The following is a 23,009-nucleotide window of genomic DNA, read 5'->3' as shown; positions in this document are numbered from 1 at the left end:
TTTATAATCATATGATAATAACTACATTATATTAACATGTAAAAATCCTTATGTCGACCGCATCTTTTCTAGAATTTCCAGGATGGTATTCTTCAAAACCTCAATGTCTATGGGCTTTGAAACATGTGCATTCATGCCCGCATCCAGTGATTTCTGTACATCTTCGGCATAAGTATTCGCAGTCATGGCTATAATCGGGATTGTAGAGGCATCATCCCTGTCAAGTTCCCTTATTTTACCTGCTGCCTCATAGCCATTCATGACAGGCATCTGTACGTCCATCAAAATCACGTCGTAGAAGTTCTTTTCAGACTTTTCAAAGACCTGAACCGCCTTTGATCCGTCAGGAACTCTTACTATGGATGCACCCTCCATCTCCATAAGCTCCACAAGAATGTCTGCGTTTATCTCGTTGTCCTCTGCTGCAAGTATCTCTATGCCCTCCAAGGGCTTACTCTTTTTCTTCTCATTATTTAAGCCCGGTCTGCTGGTAATATCCTCTATGAGCTGCTGGAAGGTGGACATGAAGAAGGGCTTGGTAATGAAATCATAGATTCCCGATTCTCTTGCTTCCTGGGCCACATCCTCCCAGTCCTCTGTCAAAAGTAAAAGAACGGGCTGCGGACGCAGGTCCTTCTCTCTTATCCTCTTAGCAAGTTCAAAGCAGCTGATGCTCCTAATCTGCATTCCAAGAAGTATCACATCAAAGCCGCTTTCATCCTGATCGCTTACTTCTATCAGGTGCAGCGCCTTATAGCCGCTTGTGGAGAAAAATACCTCTACTGTGGTGTCTTCAAGGGCGGTATTTATTTTTTCACATTCCTGAATATCATCATCTATTACAAGAATTCGTCTGATTCCGTGGTTCTCCCAGAAATCGCCCTGATCCTGGTTCACGCTTGGAAGTCTTAGGGTTATTACAAAGGTTGATCCTGCGCCTTCCTCTGATTCAACGGAAATGGTTCCGCCCATCATCTGAACAAGGCTCTTTGTTATGGCCATTCCAAGACCTGTTCCCTGTATGCCGCTGACTTCCTTTTTCTCTTCTCTTGTGAAGGCATCAAAAATATTCTTTTGGAAATCCTTACTCATTCCGATGCCATTATCTTTTACTTCAAACTTCACATCCCAGTAGTCGCCGGTGGTGACCTTTTCCTCACTGATAGAGAAATCAATCTTGCCGCCAACAGGTGTGTATTTAACGGCATTTCCAAGGATATTTACAAGAACTTCATTTATCTTTTGCTTATCTCCGATGAAAAGATCCTGCCTCATGCCTCCTGCATGAACCTGATAGTCCTGCTCCTTGCCCTTTGCCTGAAAAGCTATTACAGAATTTACCTCTTCAAGAAGGAGTCCAAGGGCAAATTCCTGCTGACTTATCTTTGTGGCGCCGCTCTCGATTTTACTCATATCAAGGACATCGTTAAGGAGTCTTAAAAGGTTCTGACAGGCAAGTCCTATCTTATGTGTATAATCCCTTACTCTCTGAGGATTGTCAGAGTTTTTGGCAATAAGAAGATTAAAATTGGTGATGGCGTTCATGGGCGTCCTGAAATCATGGGACATGTTGGCAAGGAAGGTAGTCTTTGCCTCATTTGCGGCATTTGCCACATCGATCATGTTTTCCATCTGCTTATTGCGGATAACTTCTGCCGTTTTATCAACCCAAACCAGAAGGAATCTGTCTTTTCCGCCAATGATCTGCCTCTCAAGGGATGCCTCAAAGTAAATGTGCTCACCGGTAATCCTGTTTACCGCATCAATTACATCAAGGGTCATCACTTCGCCGACGCCAAGCTTAAGAAAAGCCTCTTTATCAGGGGTAAACTCAGTTCTGGCATCCTGGGCATTTTCAAAGAGGGGATAAATATCCTTAAGAAGCTCCTCCTTGGGAATACCTATTATCTCCTCGGTATTATCAGAGATTATATCCACCTCAAAGGTCTCGGCATCAAAAATAGCGGCGATACTTCTATTCTTTTGTGTTACATAGTCAAAAAACCAGTCCATGGAAAATTCCGGTTCTTTGCCTTTATTATTACCATTATCAGCCAACTGTATGCCCCCTCAGTTTAAGTGCTTTAACAGTGTTCTCAAAAAGCTTAATGTCTATAGGCTTCGGAATATGAGCATCCATGCCGGATGCGCTGGTTTTCTCTATATCATCTCTAAATGCATTGGCGCTCATTGCAAGGATCGGAATTGTGGCAGCATCCTCTCTGCCCTCAATTATCAGATTTCTGATGGCGCTAGCAGCTTCATAACCATCCATATTGGGCATCTGGATGTCCATAAGTATCATGTCGTAGTAACCGGGCTTTGAATTCTTAAAGGCCTCCAAAGCTTTTTCACCGTCTGTCACAACATCGCACTCTGCACCCTTTAGCTTAATCAGTTCGCAGATTATCTCTGCATTAAGTTCATTATCCTCTGCCGCAAGGAACCTCATTCCGGTGAAAATATTCCCGAAATCTTCCGAGCTGTATATAACTTCGCCCTCTTCAACTATTCGGGATATCTGTTTCATTTCTTCTGCTTCTGTTTTTTCAGGCAGCTCAAAGGTAAGTCTTAATGTAAAGACTGTACCTTCGTTTATTATGCTATCTGCTTCTATGGTTCCGCCCATGATATCAACAAGGTTCTTTACTACCGCTAGACCAAGTCCTGCACCAAGCTCCCTGCTGTCATTTTGTCTGTGCTCTCTTGTAAAGGGCTCGAAGATATGCTCTAAGAATTCCTTACTCATTCCGATACCGTTGTCGGAAACCTCAAAGCGAAGCTCTACCTGGTTATTGCCTATGCTCTTATCCTCATATACCTCAAGACCGATCTCGCCATTATCTCCGGTATATGTACTGGAATTCCTGATAAGATTCTTTAATATGAGTAATAATTTCTCCTCATCTCCGATGAAATCCTCTTCTCTTGTGTTACTTCTGTCTATTCTGAAAATCTGAGACTTGCTGCTAATCAGAGCCGCAGTGTCATTCTTTACATTTTCAAGGACAGCTTCCAGAGAAAACTTAGTGTTTTGTACTTCATCGCCGCCCTCTTCCATCTTGCTAAGATCAAGAACGCTGTTGATCATATTTAACATGTTCTTGTGAGCAAGCTCTGCTTTTTGTCCGTATTCAATGACCTTCTCAGGGTCATTTGCATTTTCCTTCATAAGTTCAAGGTAACCGGCCATTGCGTGCATGGGAGTTCTGAAGTCATGGGACATATTGGCAAGGAACTTATTTTTAGTATCGTTTGTGGACTTTGCAAGGGCAAGAACATCCTGCATCTTGGTATATCTGAGAATTCCCACCACCAGCACAAGAACAAAAGCAAATGCCAAAAGAAGGAATATGTTGTTTAGAATCCTCATTCTATTGATGGTAGAATCTGCTTTGCTGACAGGAGTAAGGCAAATTAGCATAGAATCTACAGCATCACAGGGCATGTATGTAAGATAATAATTTTCACCTGAGATTTTAACCTCTACTACGCCGGTGTTTCTATCGTATATTTCCTTCCTTAGCTTTTCCGCTGATTTGCCTATTATCACTGCATTCTCTGTGACATAATCCAGAATATTCGGGTGCTCCATGTGGGAAGGAACTGATGTCATTATGAGATTTCCCTGCCAGTCCGTCAGATAGTTCTCAGAATCAGACAGATCTCCTGAAATAATCGTAAGTCTTTCCTTCATCTGCTCAGGATTATATCCCATACCTATGGCACAGTAATTAAACCCGTTGTACTCTCCGGGCTCTGTTGCCAGAATGAAAAGATCCTGTCTCTTTCCTCTTTCGGGGGTATACTTTACAGCCTGAAGAAGTCCTCTGCATGTCAGCTTTTCAATAACATCCTCGCTTAGCTTCGCATCTCCGCTGTCTCCTAAATCATTAATGTAATTTCCCGCTTCATCAAAAAGATAGACCTCTTCGACTTCCCATATTAATTTTTCAGAGGAAACATAATCATGAAAGCTGTCTATACCTGTCTCGTTCTTGTTCTGTAGATGGTACATCCAGCTGCTTAGAATTTTCTGATATCTGGCAAATCTGTGCGTAATAACTGAATCCAGCTGATCATAATAAGTGGTCAGCTGAACCATTCTGTCATTATAGATGAATCTTCTTTGTATTCCATCTACAACGAACGCCAGCAGAATAAAAAGAATGATAAAAAGGGTAACGACTATCCATCGTCTTTTAGGTTGTATGCGCATATAAATATCCCTCATATAAATAGCGCCATATTAAATCACTTCAGCTCATACATCCTGCTGCCTTTAAAGTACTCGCCGCACTTACTGAGCTCTCCAAGTACCAGATTGTAACCCTTCTCCGTATCCATCCAGGTGTCTATGCTTATGTTCCTTGTAACCACAGGACAAACCGTTATCTTTATGTCCCTGAGTTCCGATTGAAAGGTCATAAGCGCTCTTCTGGCGTGAAAAGCCTGGCAACAAAGAATAATGTGCTTTATGTTCTTATCCTTTAAGTCCTCTTCTATGCATTTTTTTGCGTTCTTGGCGTTTTCAAAGGTGCTCATGGATTCTTTCTCCAAAATAATGCTGTCCTTTGGAACGCCGTTTTCCATCATAAGCTTCTGAATAAACTCTGCTTCTGTCTCCTGTCCCAGAGCATTCTCTCCGCTCCCTGTGAAAACCTCAAACTCCTCGAAGAGGTCTTTATATTTAAAATAATATTTTCCTGTTGAAAGAATGAGAGGTGCAAAGCCTCTGTTATATAAATCTGCTCCGTGATATGCAAGCTCTTTTATGGGAGCTCCCGGAATTAGTATTAAATCCGCCTTCTGCGGCTCTTCATTTAAAAAAATAAATTTTCCTATATCTTCAAAAGATGCTTTGTTGACAATGCTCATCTGATCATAACTCGCTTGATTTCTGCAATATAAGTATAGTGATAATCTTCATTTCTGTAATGGTCCGCAAGAACGCGGCCATTCATGAAGCAGTCCTCAACCATCTTCTGCCTGTACAAAACTCTGCAGATGATGACACTTCCTGCTTCATCAATAAAAGGAATGTCCTCGAAATAATTTACATGTAAGCCTGAGCCAGCAATCTTATCCTCAGTGCGACCTGTAGCAGAACCAAGGTAATCCCTTACTCCCGCAAATTCGCCCCGATCCAAAAATGACAGGGAAAGTCTTTTACTGCTGTCAATCAGCTCCCTTGTATAGCTGCTCTCTCTGACATACAAAACAGCACAGGTCCTGCCCCAAATATAGGTGACACCGCCCCATGATATGGTCATCGTGTTAACCGTATCGTCCTTTTGCGCAGTCAAAAGAGCCCAGTTATCATCATTGAATTTAAAAGGGCCTTCCAAAATATCATCTAGTTCTACCGGTTGAAATACGTGTAAATCTTCATCCATAGTTCATTCCTCCGAACCGTTATTTGAATTACCGATCAGAAATCTCTTATCTTGTCATCATCGGTAAGTTCTGTATTTTCAATCTTAAGAATGGTCAGGTCATAGCTGTAATCCTTGTTGACCTCGATATTAATCTTATCTCCGACCTTATGTCCCATAAGCTGTTTGCCAAGGGGGGATTCCACACTGATAAGTCCGTTTAGTGCATCTCCGCGAACAGTTGTAACGATCTTGTAGACTTCTTCCGTGCCATCCTCTTCTATTCTGACTGTTACTGTCTTATTAAGGCCTATCTCATCCTCAGCACTCTCATCATCTATGATCTCTGCTGTCTTTATCATTCTCTCGAGGAATCTGATTCTTGATTCATTCTGGTTCTTGGCCTTTTTAGCTGCATAGTACTCGAAATTCTCGCTTAAGTCTCCCTGAGCCCTTGCTTCCTTAACGTCTTCAAGAAGCTCTTTTCTGACAACGACCTTTCTATGCTCTATTTCAGCCTCCATGTCCTCAATGTCTTTTCTAGTAAGCTGATTATTCATTAAAACAAACCTTCCTTCTACGCATATATAATAATTTTACACGAGATACCGTAAAAAATAAAATAAAGAAATCGTAAACTATTGGTAACAAACGAAAAACTGCCACGGATTTCTCCGTGGCAGCCTGAATATCGTTTTATGTACTTATCAAGCCTTGCCGTCTGAACCAAGAACGTTGATGATCTTGTCGTGAACGATTTCCTTAACATAAGCACGGCCGTCGCCAAGATACTGACGAGGATCGAAGTGCTCAGGATGCTCAGCGAAGTGCTGACGGATACCTGCTGTCATACCAAGACGAAGATCGGAGTCGATGTTGATCTTGCAGACTGCACTCTTGGCTGCTGCACGAAGCTGCTCATCCGGAATACCGATAGCATCCTTCATAGCGCCGCCGTTAGCATTGATGATTCCAACGTACTTCTGAGGAACTGCTGAAGAACCGTGAAGAACGATCGGGAATCCGGGAAGTCTCTTAACAACTTCCTCAAGGATATCAAGACGAAGCTTAGGATCCTGGCCGGGCTTAAACTTGAAAGCACCGTGGCTTGTTCCGATAGCGATAGCCAGTGAATCAACGCCTGTACGCTTCATGAAATCCTCAACCTGATCAGGATTTGTGTACTGTGCTGCATCATCAGCAACGTTTACATCATCCTCAACACCTGAAAGAGTACCAAGCTCAGCCTCTACTGTGCAGCCCTTCTCGTGTGCATATTCAGCAACCTTCTTAGAGAGCTCAATGTTCTCTTCGTAAGGAAGAGAAGAAGCATCGATCATAACAGATGTGAATCCGTTGTCGATACACTCCTTACAGATATCAAAGTTTGCACCATGATCAAGGTGAAGAGCGATCGGAATAGATGTAGACTCTGCAGCAGCCTTAACCATGTTTACAAGGTAAGGGAACTTTGCATACTTGATAGCTCCTGCTGAGCACTGAAGGATAACGGGGCTCTTAAGCTCGTCACAAGCCTCTGTGATAGCCTGAATGAACTCCATGTTGTTGATATTGAATGCACCAACAGCATATCCACCATCGTATGCTTTTTTAAACATATCAGTCGTTGTAACTAATGGCATAATTTGTACCACCTTTCGTATAATTTGTTAACAAAATAACTAGAAATATTATAGCTCAATTAATAAAAACATTACAATCTTTTTTGATATTTCAGCCACATTTCATGAATTTGACTAATAAATTGCAGGCCATTTTTAAAAGCTTGAATAAATAAATGACGCAGCATCATATCCGGGGCCCCAAATTCCGCATGTAACAATGAAAACCACAGCGCAGATATAGACAAGCCATCTTAAGGGCAGGCTCTGCTTTGTCAAAACATCGCGAACCACAATGTTCTTTGCATTGCAGATATCAACTACTATGAGAAGTATAAGTCCCATAAACAAGAGTCGTACATCGGGCTCTGACAGGCCAAGGTTAAAGAGGGTGCCATCCACAAGAACCCAGGGAGTAGGACTAAAGGATTTCTTTATTACCAGCATAGCTTTTGCAAAAGTGTCAGCTCTAAAGAATACCCATCCAAGATTTACAAGAAGGAATGTCACAACAATCTTAAAGAGTCTGTGGGAAAAGCCTTCTCTGTCTACGTGAAGAATCTCCACCACCTTGTCTCTTACAGGCTTAAGAAGGATTCCGATTACCTGATAAAGACCGTGAAGAAGTCCCCATACAACAAAGGTCCATGCAGCGCCGTGCCACAGTCCACTGACTGCAAATACGATCATGATGTTAATGAGCTTCCTGGTAAAGCCCTTTCTGTTTCCGCCAAGAGGAATATAGATATAGTCCTTAAGCCATGTGGAAAGGGATATGTGCCATTTTCTCCAAAACTCTGCGATACTGCCTGTAAGGTAAGGATGCTCAAAGTTGTTAATAAGCTTAATTCCCATAATCCTTGCAGATCCTACCGCGATATTGGAATAACCCGCAAAGTCGCAATAAATCTCAAAGGTATAGAACACCGTTGCAAGAAAAACTGTGGTGCCGCCAAAGGACTTGGGTGAAGCATAAACAGTATTAACAAGGACTGAGAGTCTGTCAGCAAGGATCATCTTCTGGAAATATCCCCACATCATGAGAAGAAGTCCATCTCTCATGGCATCATAGGAAAAGGATGCAGGCGCTTTATACTGGGGAAGCATATTTCCTGCTCTCTCAATAGGTCCCGATGTGATCTGCGGGAAGAATGATATGAAAAGAGCAAGCATAAAGTAGTTTTTCTCTGCTTCTATCCTGCCCATGTAAACATCCGCAAGATATCCGATAGCCTGGAAGAGATAGAAGGATATTCCAACAGGAAGAAGAATATCAAACACAAGCTCTGACTCGGGGAGTTTTAAAAGTCCCTGAATACTCTTTACGGTATCAAGCAAAAAGCCTGTGTACTTAAAATATCCAAGAATGCCCACAAGTAAAACGATGGAACAGACAAGTACCGTTTTGGCTTTCTTTTCCCCTTTGTACTTCTCTATAAGTCTTCCCGACAAATAGGTAATAAGCGTAACAGCTACAAGAAGAATAAGAAGCTTATCACTTGCCATGAAATAGAAGGTAAAGCTTGCTGCCAAAAGCCAGATGTATCTTATTTTCTTTGGAAGTATGAAGTTTACTGCTATTACAGCAAACAGAAAACATAAAAACTTAAGTGAAACGAACTGCATTGTAATCCTCCGGATTGTAAAGTATTATTCCTGTGCATACTCATATTCCAGGTAGTTAAGAGTGTAGTACTGGTGCGATGATATGTCGCCATCATCAAAAAATAGTAGCTGCATATCTACATAGGGATGAGCATCTGAATAAAGGACATTATTCTCTGTATCATCCCCTATAAACAATACTCTGTAGAGATCGCTTGCAGGCTCATACTGCATGTGCCCCTGGGAAGTATCAAAATCAGCCATTTCGCCGATGCCGCAAACCTCGCTGACATTTCCATGATCATAGATCATAAAGTATGGCTGTTTTCCTTCAGCAGCCATATCCAGCTGCTCCGTCGCACCAATTCCTTTTAAAAGCTTAAGCAGGGCTGTATCCGCATATATCTTGGAACCGCCCTTAATACTTATTGCAAAGGTCTTATCTTTAGCTGTCAGATTGAGATAAACAAGCTGAGAATAAAGGTCCTCATTTCCCTCGCTGTTATTCAGGATACCCGCCTCAAATTCCTCAGAAAACTTCTGCCAGTTCTCGTAACCGGCTTCATTTCTGTGATCCGGAAGGTCTTTGTTTTCGCTTAACCATTTGCCAAGATAATCCGTAACCTTGGTGGCACCCATGATATTCATGTGTCCCGCATCCATGAAGTCCACATCATAGTCCACAATACCGGGAATCTCCAGCATATTTATGTTTGCAACGCCGTATTCTGCAGCGATATTTGCTGCTGTATGGGCTGCTGCCTGGTTTTCATACATTGCAAGGAAAGGAACCGTAACCACAACCACATCTATGCCTCTGCTTTGGCAGTCTTCTATGATTCTCCTAAGATAAGTTGTACCAACTGTCTCATTCTCCAGTGTACCGGCGCCAAAATCAGTATAGGCAAGTCCTGATGAGAGCACCTCATAGTTGATATCAGCTCCCATAAGATGATTAATCTCTGCTGTTCCCGTTACTCTCTTAAAGTCATCAGCTTCAAGTTCTTTCCATCTGTCGTGATAGACCATGAAATCAAAGAGGAAGGGGTACTTTTTTTCCTGATGCTCAAACATGTCATCCATGGCAGCAAGCTTAGTCCTGCTAAGAGGAAATCTGTCTATATTAAGATGAAGTTCCTCGCTGTTCACATTGGCATTTGGATCATCTATGTACCTGATATCATTCTCAAGCATATATGCATCTACAATCACAAGCTTTGGCGTATTGTAGGCAAGGGCCAGGCGGTACTGCCAGTAGCTTGATAAAAGCACGCTTCCATATCCCCCCAGATTATATGCCGTAATACCGGTATCCTCATACAGCTGTATGGGATTTATTCCGTTTATCACATGGGATGACCCCAATATGAAAACATCAATATTGTTTTTCTCTGATTCCTGCATATACATCTCATTTTTGATATAGCTTGATTTTCTCTGAATAATCAGGCTGCATCCAAAGAGGCATATACCAAGAAGACACAGAAATATCGCTGTTTTTATAAACAGTCCAATTTTTTTCTTCATACACACAACCCTTACATGCGGAAGAAGTTGGTAGACCAGAAGGCCTCTTCATTAACCGCAGTTATTCTGTTATATTGCAGTACTACTGCTGAAAGAGGGCCATAAACCCTCACAAGCTTGCCGTTCTTAACATTATAATTAAGCGGATCGCTTCTAAATCCCCTGGAAGTACTTTCCATAACCTTAAGGAGCTTTGCTTCACTTGGGATTCCAAGGGGCTCCACATCTATCTCGCACACTGTCTCGTATTCGCTTCTGTTGATAACCACCATGGTGGCGCAGGTGCGGTTGAATCTGCCAAAGGCAAGAACGTTGTCAGCGGCATCCAGCTTTACAAGGGAGCCGGTCCTTAGCTCAGTGCTGCTCCTTCGGATATTTATCATCTTTTTATGGAAATCTATGAGCTCTACGTCCTCAAGTCCCCAGGGATATGTCCTTCTGTTATCGGGATCCGTAAAGCCGCATACACCGGCTTCATCCCCATAATAGATAGTAGGCGCTCCCGGCCATGTCATCTGAAGCATAACCGCCTGCCTCATAACCGCCTTATTTACTCCATTGTCGGCGGCTCTGCAGCCCATACTTGAGCTTCTTCCCACAACGCCGTTGGTTCTTGACAAAAATCTGGAATGATCGTGATTGGAAAGCTCATTCATGGCGGTAAAGTATGAGTTCTCCGAAAAGGCCTCAATTCCTGCCTTTTGCATGTTCTGCCAAAAGGCTTCGACGTTACCTATAAGCTCCTCATGGTACTCATCACTGTGCTTATCCATTCCCGTAAAGAAATAGGTCACAGGATCCATGAAGCCGTCGTAATTCATTACCGTGTCCCATTCGCCGCCCATGAGCCATGGCATTGCATTGCCATAGTGCTCAGCAAGTATAAGGGCGTTTGGATTAGCTTCTTTAACGGTCTCTCTGAATTTTTTCCAAAAGCTGTGGTTATATTCTTCAGAGTGTCCCACGTCCGCTGCCACATCAAGTCTCCAGCCGTCAGCATAATATGGCGCAGAAACCCACTTTTTAGCTATTCTAAGGATATAATCCTCCAGGTTCTTGCTGCCTTCATAATTTAGCTTTGGCAGAGTATTATATCCCCACCAGCCCTCATAGTCCGAGTTATTTGGCCAGTTGTCACTGTTGAATCTAAAGAAATCCCTGTAGGGACTTGCTTTTGAGGTATATGCACCTTCTTCATACCCCTCGCGGCCTTCATAGATGCCTTCTTTATCCATCCACTTATTAAAGGAACCGCAGTGGTTAAATACGCCATCAAGAATAACTCTTATGCCCAGCTTATGAGCTTCCTCCACAAGCTTTGCAAAAAGCGCATCAGAGGCTTCCAGGTTCCTTAAATTCGTCACACGGTTGATGTAACGGGTGGCGTTTTTATTATCATTACTGTCAGTTAAAAGCTCGCCTATATCAAAAACAATCTTCCCATAGTGGGGATCAATATGATCATAATCCTGGGTGTCATATTTATGATTGGAAGGCGATACAAATATCGGGTTTAAGTAGATTACTTCTACTCCAAGCCCCTTTAGATAGCCGAGTTTATCAATAATGCCCTGAAGATCTCCGCCATGGAAGGTTCTTATATCCGCGCCATTGGGGTCAGGATCCTTCCGCCAGTTGTCTTCATGCACACTTTTTCCATTTACATAAAAATATTCATTTGTAAGAACATCATTTGAGGGATCACCATTCCTGAATCTGTCCACAAAAATCTGGTACATCACTGCACCCTTGGCCCATTCAGGAGTTGAAAAATCAGGTATCAGTCTGAATCTGTTGGCATAAGGCACGTCGTAGGTCGCACCCGTTCTGTCATAATAAACTCTCTCATCACCTGATTCTATTCTGAAATAATAATAGATTATGCCCCCGGACTTCGGAATCCTTACAGATGTCTGATAGTAATCAAACTGATCCTCAGTCTCATATTTTCTCATTACGATCTCTCTGGTCTCTTCCGTACTTTCCCAGATAATAAAGATCTTATCTGCTTCTTTTGTGCCACAACGAAAATACAGATAAACCTTGCTGCCGGATTTGGGCTCCATCGGTCGTAAATAATCAAGCGTCATGTCATGAAACAATCTGCCCTGTCTAATCATCTGCTTTCCCCTATCTATAAATCTGTATAACGTAAAAACGGACAGCTAGGGATGCTGTCCGTTTTAGAGAAGGTATTTCTTTCTTATGGGTATAGCAAAAAACTTTAAATGTATTGGGGGTTACGTGATTATAATAGCACCAACCCTCTGACGGGTAAATGCTACGATTTCACAAAATTACTAAAACCCTCGACGCATTTTTGTATATTTTGCACAAGCCTTATATCTGGTCAGCAAGTGCTGCCACATCCTCACTAAAAGAGACAGCCGCGTGAGCTTCAAATAATGCCTCGAATTCCTCACGCCCTATTTTTTCTTTTTCTATAAGAAGCTTCGCACTGCTATGAAGAACATCCTCGTAGGAACTGATGATATCCTTTGCCTTAGCATAGCAAAGATCAATAATAATCTTGACCTGTTTGTCGATCTCGCCGGCCATGAGCTCTGAGTTACGCTTATTATGCTGGATATCATATCCGATAAATACGTCCTCTTCCTGCTCATTGTAGTTGATGATACCGATGGCTTTTGACATACCGTATACGGTAACCATCTTCCTGGCTTCGCTTGTAGCCTTCTGGATGTCGCTGGATGCGCCTGTTGTGATATCGCCGAAAATGATCTCTTCTGCGATTCGTCCGCCAAGGGAAACCATAATCTCCTGGAGCATCTTGCCCTTGGTATGGAACATCTCATCCTTTTCAGGAAGCGGCATTGTATAACCTGCAGCACCCATTCCTGTAGGAATTACGGATACTGTATATACAGGTCCCACATCAGGAAGAACATGGAAAAGAATCGCATGTCCTGCTTCGTGGTAAGCTGTAATCTTCTTCTCTTTATCTGAAATAATATGGCTGTGCTTCTCTGTTCCGATTCCAACCTGTACGAAAGCCTTCTGGATATCGGGCTGCTTGATATAGCTGCGATTATCCATGGCTGCATTGATCGCTGACTCGTTCAGGAGGTTCTCAAGATCGGCACCTGTAAAGCCTGCTGTTGTCTGAGCGATGCTCTTAAGATCAACATCATCGCCAAGAGGCTTATTTCTCGCATGAACCTTGAGGATCTCTTCTCTTCCTCTTACATCAGGTCTTGCAACTGTGATCTTTCTGTCGAAACGTCCTGGACGGAGGATTGCGGGATCAAGGATATCTACACGGTTTGTAGCCGCCATTACTATGATACCCTCGTTTACTCCAAAACCATCCATCTCAACAAGGAGCTGGTTAAGTGTCTGCTCACGCTCGTCGTGGCCACCACCCATACCTGTTCCTCTGCGGCGTGCAACCGCATCTATCTCATCAATGAAAATAATGCAGGGTGAATTCTTTTTTGCGTCTGCAAAAAGGTCTCTTACTCTGGAAGCACCGACACCGACGAACATCTCAACGAAGTCGGAACCTGAAATGCTAAAGAAGGGAACTCCCGCTTCTCCTGCTACAGCTCTTGCAAGAAGAGTCTTACCTGTTCCGGGGGCACCTTCTAAAAGTACACCCTTTGGAATTCTCGCACCGACTCTTGTAAACTTGGCAGCATCCTTAAGGAACTCAATGATCTCTGCCAGCTGTTCTTTTTCCTCAACAAGACCTGCTACATCAGTAAGCTTTATCTTATTGTCTTCGCCTGTGGATAATCTGGCTCTGCTTTTTCCAAAGTTCATCATCCGGTTATTGCCCGATGACTGACCCTGGGAATTATTCATCATAACGATTATGAAGGTAATAACAAACAATCCGACAAGTATAGGTATTATGCTGCTTATGAGAATATTCTCACCGGGAACATCCCGTACAACCGGATCAATACCGTGGCTTATGAGAATCTCTTCAATTACAGAAACATCCGGAGCATAAAGGATTTTCTCTGAATGATCCGTAAGAATGATCTCAATTACACCTGTTGGTGTCTCTTCATTTGGTATGATGACAGCACTGTAGACCTTGCTGTTTTCAAGATCCTTTACCAACTGTCCCCTTGTGTAGGCTGTGTCTGATGACTGAATCCTGCCCCTTCCGTACTCCAAAAAAGCAAGTGCCAATAACAAAACAACTATCAGCCCAAAGTAAAAGTTAAAGCCTCTGTTCTTCAACGTCGTTACTCCCCTTCGGATTTATTAGTCAAATTCAACGACTCCGATGTATGGCAGGTTGCGGTATCTCTGGTCGTAATCAAGACCATAACCTACTACGAATTCATCAGGAATCTCAAAGCCTGTGTAATCTACCTTGACATCCATTACACGTCTCTCGGGCTTATCAAGAAGTGTGCAAAGCTTGATGCTTGCAGGGCCTCTGTCGCCTAGCATCTTGATAAGATAGCTGAGGGTTCTGCCTGAGTCTACGATATCCTCGACAATAAGAACGTCCTTATCCTTAAGTGGTTCATCAAGGTCCTTAACGATCTTAACTACGCCGCTTGATTTTGTGGATGAGCCATAGCTTGATGCAGACATGAAGTCCATGGTTACCGGAACTGTGATTCTCTTTGCAAGCTCACACATGAAAAATGTTCCGCCCTTAAGAACACATACAAGGTGTACGGTTTTGCCTGCGTAATCCTTGCTGATCTGGTCTCCTATCTCCTGAATTCTCTTGTCAACTTCCTCTTCTGAAAGAAGTACTCTTACTGATTCTGCCATAAATTCCTCCTAAATCAATCAGATATCAATTTCACTTCCAAAATTCTTGCTGTATCGCTATCCACTTTGAATTTACTGCTTATTCTGTATCCGGGGATCCAGATTACATCCTTATCTTCGAAAAGAATAAACAGCTCATCTCTGCTTTTAGCAGGTATCTTCTCGTCTATCATAAATTTCTTCAGTGTTTTAGTGCCATCACCGATTTCGATAACATCTCCTGTCTCTCTACGTCGGAATTGCATACTATTACTTATTTTATCATAATCAAACCATTTCGTATATTCCAGCGAAGGGATTTTCATATCACTTTTATATAAAAAGAGCGTAAAATTAACTCTCCCAAGTCCGGGAATATCAAAAGTAAGGTTTTCTCCTGCTTCCAGAAGATCTTTGCCTATTAAAAAGCTTTCTGTTTTGGTATCTTCAGGCTCATTTGAAGGGATGTCGCCAAGGTTCAGTATCAGGACGCCGTACTCTCTCGTGGCGTTTATGCCATAGGGAAGACTCAAACTCTCACTGCCTTCAGTTCTTTGCAGCATTTCATCAAGCTCAGAAATGTGAACGCCCTGAATATCCTTGATGTGCGGAACAATGAATTTTATGGCCTTCATGAGGATTCTGCTTCTTATGACCTTGTGCTCCATTGCGCATCTTTCGCAGTTTATGCTTATTCCGCCCTGGCTCATGGCTGCAATATCAAAAAATACCGCATCCGCCTGCTCGTCGATATAATCATCAACCTCTGAGATATATTCTGCTGCCTTTGCAGCGTGCCTGATGGCTCCGTTATTAATCTGCTCCTTTGCAACAGGCAGGATATTATGACGGATTCTGTTCCTTGTATAATCGTCCGTCTCATTGGTCTTATCGGTGCACCATTTTAAGCCTTTTTCTGTGAGATACTCCTCAATCTCGTCTCTTTCAAGAACAAGAAGAGGTCTAATCAGTTCAAAATCACCTCTAAAGCTAAGTACCTTAATACCGGACAGACCCTTAATTCCGCTTCCCCTGAAAAGATTGTGGAGCATTGTCTCAGCCTGATCATTGGCATTATGGGCAGTTGCTATGACTACCTTTTTACCGAATTTCTCAGAGAGCATCTCTGCTGCCGCTTCAAAGGCTTTGTATCTCTCATTCCTTGCAAGCTCTTCCTCCGAGGCATCCGAAGCCTTTGAAAGCGCCGGAATATCTATATCTTTTCTGAAAAAAGAAACCTTGTTATCCTCGCATAGCTTTTCCACAAAGGCAGCATCTTCTCCCGCTTCCTGCCTTATCATGTGGTTAATGTGAATAACCGCAAGCTTAAAGCCAAGGTCCTTTGACAGTTCTAAAAGCATATTAAAAAGGCATACGGAATCAGCCCCGCCGGATACCCCGGCAAGAACGATCTCGTCGCCTTTTATAAGCCCTTCATCAGTTATGAATTTTATTACCTTAAGTAATGTTTTGTCCATTTTTATTCTATTAAGTCAGAAAGGCTTCGGAATAACTTCCGAAGCCCCATTATTATCATTATTTTCCTGCGTTCTCATCCTTGAAAATGATCTCGCCGGGATATACAAGTCCTAACTTCTCTTTTGCAACCTCTTCAATATACTTCCTCGTGGTGGTATATTTTTCAAACTCAGCTATCTCCTCGCTTCGAGCTTCTTCGCTCTCTATCTGTGTCTGGAGGCTGGCAATTCTGGACTCGTACTGACTAAGCTTCTGGTATAGCGTAATACTTCTGATAAGTACAACTACAGTCAAAAGTATAACTGCTATTCCGGCAAGCCCAAGTCCTAACCTGTTATGTATACTGTTTCCTTTATATCTTGCTCTTGTTGCCATAAAATACTCCCCTGACTTTATTTTATCGCATAGCAGGGCACTTTGCAATTAAACGAAGTCATTTGAACGTTTTTTTAGATATATTTATAAAGCGTTGTTACATCCTCCTTGTGAATTGTCTCTCTCACGTCGAGGACTTCTACCTTAACATCCTTATTACCAAAGCTTATGCTGATGATATCTCCTGCTTTTACGTCTGCAGATGCCTTGGCAACTCTGTCGTTTATCATTACTCTTCCCGCATCACAGGCTTCATTTGCTACTGTTCTGCGCTTGATGAGTCTTGTAACCTTTAAATATTTATCTAATCTCATTGTCAGTCATTTCCTTCTTCTGTTTTTGTGGTGGTAGCAGGTTCCGGAGACAGTCCGCCCTCCGGTGTCTCTTCAGTGGGCTTTTTATCATCATCCTTAGCTCCGCCTTCTCCGGGATCCTCAGTTCCTGTAGGGTCCTGATCTGTTGGAGTCTGTGATGGATCCTGCTCTTCAGGCGGATTGTCAGATCCCTCTCCTCCGGGGTTTGTGCCATCCTCCGGTGTTACATCGGTTTTGCCAGAGCCTGAATCGCCGCTATCACTGGTATCGCCTTCACCTGAGCTGTCATCTGTAGATGAGCTTCCGCTATCATCCTTCTTAACAGGCACAAGATCCGGGAATGAATATGTTACATTGGTCTTTTCTTTGTCTATCTGAATGGTATAGCTCTTGGTCTCATAGCCATCCTTCTGAAGTGTTACCATGTGCTGGCCTGCTGTTTTTGCAAAGGTCACAGGCATAATTCCAAGATAATTACCGTCAAGGTATGCCTCTGCCCCAACAGGCACATCAAACATTACCTTGTATCCGCTTACGATATTTTTATCCTCTTCATCAGTTGATGTATCTCCACTTCCGGAGTCATCCTTTGATGAACTTGTGGATGAGCTGTCGCTGGTAGTTGAAGCAGCTGATGAGTCAGAGCTGGTGGAACTTGAAGATGAATCATCCTCCTCTTCAACGGAAATTACTGTCGAAGCTGCCTCTGAGTCCACTGAAGCTGAAGCAGATGATGAGCTTGAAGAAGTGGTCGAAGACTTCTTGGAAGAGCTGTTCTTGGAAGAAGACTTCGATGAAGCACTGCTGGTGCTCTTATCGTTGCTATTATAGCTGCTGTAATCAGACGCGGAATAACTTCCTGCGTCCTCGCTTAAATCAGATGAGCTGTCAGAGCTGTCATCCTCGGTACTGCTTTCCTCAGAAGTGCTCTTACTGTCGTCCTTTTCAGATTCCGCTTTTTCAAGGTCGATAAAAATTGTGGCATCAGGCTCACCAACCTTAAGATAGTGATCCTGAGACTTATATTCATCAGCCATTACGTGGACCTTGTGTTTTCCATAGGTGAAGCTGTGAGGAACTTCTGTAACCACCTCGTCTCCGTCCACAAAGACTCTTGCCTGCTTGGGAGTAACTACGAAGGTCACATTGCCTTCCTGAATTTTCTCTATTTCAACGACGCTGGTATCAATAACTGTCTCTTCATTTCTGTTAACGACAATCTCTGATGAAAACTTGGTGCCGTTGCCCGCTATGCTTACGTTATAGCTACCCTCAGGGGCACTTATAAGCATATTTGGTGTGATTTTCCTAATGACCTCTTTATCAAGCTCTATCCATGCGCCCACAAGGGTTCTGTTATTTACCTTATCTGAAGACAGGCTCACATAGCCATGTCCTCTTGTAACAACTATGCTGTAAAGCTCTTTATCTATTCCGCTTACTCTTAAAGTGTCTGTTGCTAAGATATCCTCGGGATTAACCGCCTGTCCGTCAGATATGATGAGGGTCTTTCTGGTGATATGGAAAACCGTACCATTTATTTTGGCTGTCTCATCATCGCTTACAAGGCTAAAGTCTGTGACATTTTCCTCAAGCCATGCCTTTTTGGACACAGTCAGGGAATTAAGATGCTTTGATCCCTTAAGAAAGGTTATATCAACAACCTGTCCCACTTCCAAAAGAGCCGCAGAAATAGGCTCGCCGTGAATGTTGGTTATCTGCGAGGTGTTGTCGTATTTAAGGGTGTAATTTTTCCCAATGTCATGATTTCTGAATTGAATTGTCTTGGAAACAGTATTTATCTGCTTTATAGATGCCGTATCCGCAGAATCATATTTGCCAAGAAGTGAAATCCTTACCTGGCTATCCCCCGTCTGCGACTGCGCAAATACCGCGTAAGATTGCACAGAAAAAATCGATGCCGCTATTATTATAGATAATAACAAACGCACTATCCTTTTCATCTGTTTTCCCCCGCTTTTCGGAAAACAGGCGCCGCATTATGCGCCTCTTTCCGCTGTGTTATCCGATAAGTGTCTGTCATGTATTTTCTGAAATACTTTTCAATATCTTATCAAGATTCTCTTTTTTCATAAGATACTCTGCGTTGTTATGAGAAGGATCTTCCAAAACATCCGCAAGCATCGCTTTTAATATGAGGCCCATCTCTTTTCCGGGCTTAATGCCTGCATCCATAAGATCCTTACCGTTTACGGCAAGATCGGATATTGCAAGGCACTCATCATCCTTTAATATTTCGGCAAACAGCCTTCTGACTTCGTCTGTCCACTCGTTTTTCGCATCCCTTAAATAGTCGCTTTGAGCGGCAGTATCTGCATCTCTGACTTCTAAGAGAAGAGGGAATATATCTCTTCCCACCTTGCTTGCCATTTTTCTTACATTCTTTTTTTCGGCAGGATATCTGTAATCATGATACTTGATCAGCTTTTCAACCATGTTCATGGTATCCTTGTCGAACTTAAGGCGTCTTAAAATAGCTACCGCTGTGGCAGCGCCTTTCTCAGCATGACCGTAGAAGTGATCAACTCCCTCTTCATCAGTGGTTCTGCAGGAGGGCTTTTCTATGTCGTGGAAAAGCATTGTAAGTCTTAAATATCTGTCTGCTCGAACAGCTTCCACGGTTTTGATGATATGCTCACCCACAGTATAGGCGTGGTGAATATTGTCCTGCGGAGTGTCCATGCATCTGTCAAACTCGGGCATTATCACAGCTGTAATGCCGGTTTCATACAAATCTCTTATTCTGCCCGGGTTATCGGAAGTAATAAGCTTTACAAGCTCCACCTGAACTCTCTCTGCGCTTATCTTTGAAAGGGTGGGTGAAAGCTCTTTTATGGCTTCCCTTGTCTTTTCCTCGATGTCATATCCAAGCTGAGCTGCAAATCTTACTGCTCTCATCATTCGAAGAGCATCTTCTGTAAAGCGTTCCTTAGGCTCGCCCACGCAGCGGATTATTTTGTTTTCAATATCCGAAAGTCCGTCAAATTCATCTATAAGTCCGTCTTCATCACTGTATGCCATGGCATTTATAGTGAAATCGCGCCTTTTAAGGTCCTCTATAAGACTTGCGGTGAAAATGACTTCTTTGGGATGTCTGCTATCTTCATACTCGCCATCAATTCTGTAGGTGGTAACTTCAAAACCCTCTTTGCCAATCATAACGGTAACGGTACCATGCTCAATACCTGTATCGATGGTCCTGTCAAAAAGTTCCTTTACTTCCTGAGGTTTAGCGCTGGTGGTAATATCAAAGTCCCCGGGCACTCTGCCAAGAATGCTGTCTCTTACACAGCCTCCCACAACGTAGGCTTCAAAACCTGCACTGTGGAGTCTGTCTAATATCTCTCTTGCCGCCGGCGGTATGCTGATTTTTATATTTTCCTTATTCAAATCTCTCTTAGCTTTTTCCAATCTAATGCCTCGCTCCCATAGCGAAGCCTCTATCTAATTTTATAATACTTTGGGCTTTATTTGTATTAATATGCTCTGCCCCAGTAAACCATCTTTGTAGCAGGTTTACCACAGCATACGCATGTGCCTGACAGATTCTCCTGCTCGAAAGGAATACATCTGCTGGTTACGGAATAGTCTTCCTTGATCTTGTCTTCACATGCTCTGTCGCCGCACCACATAGCTTTTACGAAGCCCTTTGTATCCTTGAAGGCTTCCTCAAACTCTTCTTTATTGGTTGCTGCAAATGTATGTGTATCGAGGTGGTTCTTAGCTCTCTCATACATATCGTTCTGGATCTTAGGGAGAATCTCGCCAACCTTAGCTGCTACTTCATCAATAGCACACTCGATCTTTTCTCTTGTATCTCTTCTTACGATTACGCACTTGCCGGCTTCGATGTCCTTAGGTCCGATCTCGATACGAAGCGGAATACCACGCATCTCCTGATCAGAGAACTTGTATCCGGGACTTCTGTCGGAATCATCAAGCTTAGCTCTAAAGTCCTTGAGTGCCTCAAGCATCTTGCCTGCTGTCTCAAGTACGCCTTCCTTCTTCTGCTGGATAGGAATGATCATAACCTGAGTAGGAGCAATTCTGGGAGGAAGTACAAGACCTGAATTGTCACCGTGAACCATGATCATAGCTCCGATAAGTCTTGTGGTTGCGCCCCATGATGTCTGGAATACGTGATGAAGCTTATTATCTTTTCCTGCATACTGAATCTCGAATGCTTTAGCAAAGCCATCACCGAAGTTGTGGCTTGTTGCAGACTGAAGAGCTCTTCCGTCGTGCATAAGAGCCTCTACTGTATAAGTAGCTTCTGCACCTGCGAACTTCTCCTTCTCAGTCTTCTGTCCCTTGATAACGGGAATAGCCATATCTTCTGCAAGGAAATCAGCGTATACATTAAGCATCTGCTGTGTACGCTCTTCTGCTTCTTCAAATGTAGCGTGTGCTGTGTGTCCTTCCTGCCAGAGGAATTCTCTTGATCTAAGGAAAGGTCTTGTCTCCTTCTCCCAACGAACAACGCTACACCACTGGTTAAGTACCTGAGGAAGATCCTTATAAGAATGAATCTCTCCCTTATAGTAATCACAGAATAATGTCTCTGAAGTGGGACGAACACAATATCTCTCTGTAAGAGGCTCTGTACCGCCATGTGTTACCCATGCAACTTCAGGTGCGAAGCCTTCAACGTGGTCCTTCTCCTTCTGAAGAAGAGACTCAGGTATCAGCATTGGCAGATATGCGTTTGTTACACCTGTCTTCTTAAAACGCTCATCAAGGTGCTTCTGAATAAGCTCCCATATAGCATATCCCGCAGGCTTAATCACCATAAATCCCTTAATGTTAGAGTAGCTGATAAGTCCTGCCTTTGTGACAACGTCTGTGTACCACTGTGTGAAATCCTCATCCATTGATGTGATCTCGGATACAAGCTTCTTTCCATCCTGTGCCATGATATTTTCTCCTTGCTTATTATTGTCCCTTTGTAGTTGCAAAGCGCCTATATTCTCTGTTTTCCGGCTTCGCCCCGGGACATACTTTCACTTATTATCGATAGTCTGTTTAATGTTACGGCTTAAACCCTTGTGTTGTCAAGCATGGAAGGGGTGATGGGTGGGTGGGGGGTATCTTGGGACTATTTTGTTGTAAGCGAGAGGGCTTTACTGGTGGGCAGGCTTTGTTTGTGGGCGGGCTTTTGGTTTTTTCTCTGCGCAAGGTTCTTTTGTTTTGAGGCTTCTCTGCTCTCTACGCCTCTATTTCAGCCATTTTCCCGATTTTCTCTGCTTGAGCTGCTTCAATTCTCTGGTCTCGCCCTGTTCCACGCCTCTATTTCGACCTTTTTCTCAATTTCCTCTGCTTGAACAGTCAAATTTCTCTAGTCACTCCTTGTCTCACGCCTCTATTTCAGCCCTTTTCCCAATTTCCTCTGCTTGAATCGCTTCAATTCTCTGGTCTCCCCTTGTTTCACGCCTCTATTTCAGACTTTTTCCCGATTTCCTCTGCTTGAACAGCCAAATCTCTCTAGTCACTCCTTGTCTCACGCCTCTATTTCACCCATTTTCTAGATTTTCTCTGCTTGATCTGCTTCAATTCTCTGGTCTCCCCTTGTCTCACGCCTCTATTTCAGACTTTTTCCCGATTTCCTCTGCTTGAACAGCCAAATCTCTCTAGTCACTCCTTGTCTCACGCCTCTATTTCACCCATTTTCTAGATTTTCTCTGCTTGATCTGCTTCAATTCTCTGGTCTCCCCTTGTCTCACGCCTCTATTTCAGACTTTTTCCCGATTTCCTCTGCTTGAACAGCCAAATCTCTCTAGTCACTCCTTGTCTCACGCCTCTATTTCACCCATTTTCTAGATTTTCTCTGCTTGATCTGCTTCAATTCTCTGGTCTCCCCTTGTCTCACGCCTCTATTTCAGACTTTTTCCCGATTTCCTCTGCTTGAACAGCCAAATCTCTCTAGTCACTCCTTGTCTCACGCCTCTATTTCA

At 43.1% G+C, this 23,009-nt stretch carries 17 protein-coding genes; all 17 read right to left on the bottom strand.

Annotated elements, in window-relative coordinates:
- Positions 1-48: 48 nt before the first annotated feature.
- Positions 49-2,058: a response regulator gene (locus G610_RS20370; RefSeq protein WP_051197901.1), complete on the bottom strand. Its 2,010-nt coding sequence runs from the start codon at positions 2,056-2,058 to the stop codon at positions 49-51.
- On the bottom strand, positions 2,051-4,219 hold the full coding sequence (locus tag G610_RS0109280) for an ATP-binding protein (RefSeq protein WP_026524558.1): 2,169 nt from the start codon (positions 4,217-4,219) through the stop codon (positions 2,051-2,053). Before G610_RS0109280 ends, G610_RS20370 begins: the two co-directional genes overlap by 8 nt.
- A gap of 35 nt (positions 4,220-4,254) precedes the next feature.
- Positions 4,255-4,878, bottom strand: a complete 624-nt coding sequence (locus G610_RS0109275) for a YdcF family protein (protein WP_026524557.1) — start codon at positions 4,876-4,878, stop codon at positions 4,255-4,257.
- Positions 4,875-5,396 carry a flavin reductase gene (locus G610_RS0109270; protein WP_051197900.1) on the bottom strand — a complete coding sequence of 174 codons (522 nt, stop codon included), beginning with the start codon at positions 5,394-5,396 and terminating at the stop codon, positions 4,875-4,877. The genes G610_RS0109275 and G610_RS0109270 overlap by 4 nt, the downstream gene beginning before the upstream one ends.
- Before the next feature lie 35 nt (positions 5,397-5,431).
- Positions 5,432-5,935 carry a transcription elongation factor GreA gene (gene greA, locus G610_RS0109265; protein ID WP_026524555.1) on the bottom strand — a complete coding sequence of 168 codons (504 nt, stop codon included), beginning with the start codon at positions 5,933-5,935 and terminating at the stop codon, positions 5,432-5,434.
- Positions 5,936-6,082: 147 nt separating this feature from the next.
- Positions 6,083-7,018 carry a class II fructose-1,6-bisphosphate aldolase gene (fba, locus tag G610_RS0109260; protein WP_026524554.1) on the bottom strand — a complete coding sequence of 312 codons (936 nt, stop codon included), beginning with the start codon at positions 7,016-7,018 and terminating at the stop codon, positions 6,083-6,085.
- A gap of 135 nt (positions 7,019-7,153) precedes the next feature.
- Positions 7,154-8,623: an MBOAT family O-acyltransferase gene (locus G610_RS0109255; protein WP_026524553.1), complete on the bottom strand. Its 1,470-nt coding sequence runs from the start codon at positions 8,621-8,623 to the stop codon at positions 7,154-7,156.
- 24 nt (positions 8,624-8,647) lie between these two features.
- Positions 8,648-10,129: a hypothetical protein gene (locus G610_RS0109250; protein ID WP_026524552.1), complete on the bottom strand. Its 1,482-nt coding sequence runs from the start codon at positions 10,127-10,129 to the stop codon at positions 8,648-8,650.
- A gap of 11 nt (positions 10,130-10,140) precedes the next feature.
- Positions 10,141-12,249 carry a glycoside hydrolase family 13 protein gene (locus G610_RS20365; RefSeq protein ID WP_051197899.1) on the bottom strand — a complete coding sequence of 703 codons (2,109 nt, stop codon included), beginning with the start codon at positions 12,247-12,249 and terminating at the stop codon, positions 10,141-10,143.
- Positions 12,250-12,469: 220 nt separating this feature from the next.
- Entirely contained in the window at positions 12,470-14,341 is a 1,872-nt protein-coding gene (gene ftsH, locus G610_RS20360) for an ATP-dependent zinc metalloprotease FtsH (RefSeq protein ID WP_155830996.1), read from the bottom strand.
- A gap of 24 nt (positions 14,342-14,365) precedes the next feature.
- The gene (gene hpt / locus G610_RS0109235) at positions 14,366-14,890 is read right to left on the bottom strand and encodes a hypoxanthine phosphoribosyltransferase (RefSeq protein WP_026495499.1); all 525 of its coding nucleotides are present in this window, start codon (positions 14,888-14,890) and stop codon (positions 14,366-14,368) included.
- 14 nt (positions 14,891-14,904) lie between these two features.
- A complete protein-coding gene (tilS, locus tag G610_RS0109230; RefSeq protein ID WP_026524551.1) occupies positions 14,905-16,347 on the bottom strand; it encodes a tRNA lysidine(34) synthetase TilS in 1,443 nt (480 codons plus the stop codon).
- 58 nt (positions 16,348-16,405) lie between these two features.
- The gene (locus G610_RS0109225) at positions 16,406-16,723 is read right to left on the bottom strand and encodes an FtsB family cell division protein (protein WP_026524550.1); all 318 of its coding nucleotides are present in this window, start codon (positions 16,721-16,723) and stop codon (positions 16,406-16,408) included.
- A gap of 74 nt (positions 16,724-16,797) precedes the next feature.
- Positions 16,798-17,037: an RNA-binding S4 domain-containing protein gene (locus tag G610_RS0109220; RefSeq protein ID WP_026524549.1), complete on the bottom strand. Its 240-nt coding sequence runs from the start codon at positions 17,035-17,037 to the stop codon at positions 16,798-16,800.
- Positions 17,038-17,039: 2 nt separating this feature from the next.
- Positions 17,040-19,001 carry a PEGA domain-containing protein gene (locus G610_RS0109215; protein WP_026524548.1) on the bottom strand — a complete coding sequence of 654 codons (1,962 nt, stop codon included), beginning with the start codon at positions 18,999-19,001 and terminating at the stop codon, positions 17,040-17,042.
- Between the two features lie 76 nt (positions 19,002-19,077).
- On the bottom strand, positions 19,078-20,433 hold the full coding sequence (locus G610_RS20355; RefSeq protein WP_035797318.1) for a CCA tRNA nucleotidyltransferase: 1,356 nt from the start codon (positions 20,431-20,433) through the stop codon (positions 19,078-19,080).
- A gap of 101 nt (positions 20,434-20,534) precedes the next feature.
- On the bottom strand, positions 20,535-21,971 hold the full coding sequence (gene proS / locus G610_RS0109205) for a proline--tRNA ligase (protein ID WP_026524547.1): 1,437 nt from the start codon (positions 21,969-21,971) through the stop codon (positions 20,535-20,537).
- Between the last annotated feature and the right edge of the window lie 1,038 nt (positions 21,972-23,009).

Origin of the sequence: Butyrivibrio sp. MB2005 (genome assembly GCF_000424285.1) — a bacterium.
Classification (GTDB): Bacteria; Bacillota; Clostridia; order Lachnospirales; family Lachnospiraceae; genus Butyrivibrio.
Note: the sequence above shows the minus strand (reverse complement) of the source record. Positions and strands in the feature narration are given on the sequence as shown.

What these genes read in the sequence shown, in the direction of transcription:
- G610_RS0109215 (WP_026524548.1), bottom strand. Translation starts at nt 19,001, where the DNA reads ATGAAAAGGATAGTGCGTTTGTTATTATCTATAATAATAGCGGCATCG.
- G610_RS0109280 (WP_026524558.1), bottom strand. Translation starts at nt 4,219, where the DNA reads ATGCGCATACAACCTAAAAGACGATGGATAGTCGTTACCCTTTTTATC.
- G610_RS0109255 (WP_026524553.1), bottom strand. Translation starts at nt 8,623, where the DNA reads ATGCAGTTCGTTTCACTTAAGTTTTTATGTTTTCTGTTTGCTGTAATA.
- G610_RS0109270 (WP_051197900.1), bottom strand. Translation starts at nt 5,396, where the DNA reads ATGGATGAAGATTTACACGTATTTCAACCGGTAGAACTAGATGATATT.
- G610_RS20365 (WP_051197899.1), bottom strand. Translation starts at nt 12,249, where the DNA reads ATGATTAGACAGGGCAGATTGTTTCATGACATGACGCTTGATTATTTA.
- fba (WP_026524554.1), bottom strand. Translation starts at nt 7,018, where the DNA reads ATGCCATTAGTTACAACGACTGATATGTTTAAAAAAGCATACGATGGT.
- greA (WP_026524555.1), bottom strand. Translation starts at nt 5,935, where the DNA reads ATGAATAATCAGCTTACTAGAAAAGACATTGAGGACATGGAGGCTGAA.
- hpt (WP_026495499.1), bottom strand. Translation starts at nt 14,890, where the DNA reads ATGGCAGAATCAGTAAGAGTACTTCTTTCAGAAGAGGAAGTTGACAAG.
- G610_RS0109250 (WP_026524552.1), bottom strand. Translation starts at nt 10,129, where the DNA reads ATGAAGAAAAAAATTGGACTGTTTATAAAAACAGCGATATTTCTGTGT.
- G610_RS0109275 (WP_026524557.1), bottom strand. Translation starts at nt 4,878, where the DNA reads ATGAGCATTGTCAACAAAGCATCTTTTGAAGATATAGGAAAATTTATT.
- G610_RS0109220 (WP_026524549.1), bottom strand. Translation starts at nt 17,037, where the DNA reads ATGAGATTAGATAAATATTTAAAGGTTACAAGACTCATCAAGCGCAGA.
- proS (WP_026524547.1), bottom strand. Translation starts at nt 21,971, where the DNA reads ATGGCACAGGATGGAAAGAAGCTTGTATCCGAGATCACATCAATGGAT.
- G610_RS0109225 (WP_026524550.1), bottom strand. Translation starts at nt 16,723, where the DNA reads ATGGCAACAAGAGCAAGATATAAAGGAAACAGTATACATAACAGGTTA.
- tilS (WP_026524551.1), bottom strand. Translation starts at nt 16,347, where the DNA reads ATGGACAAAACATTACTTAAGGTAATAAAATTCATAACTGATGAAGGG.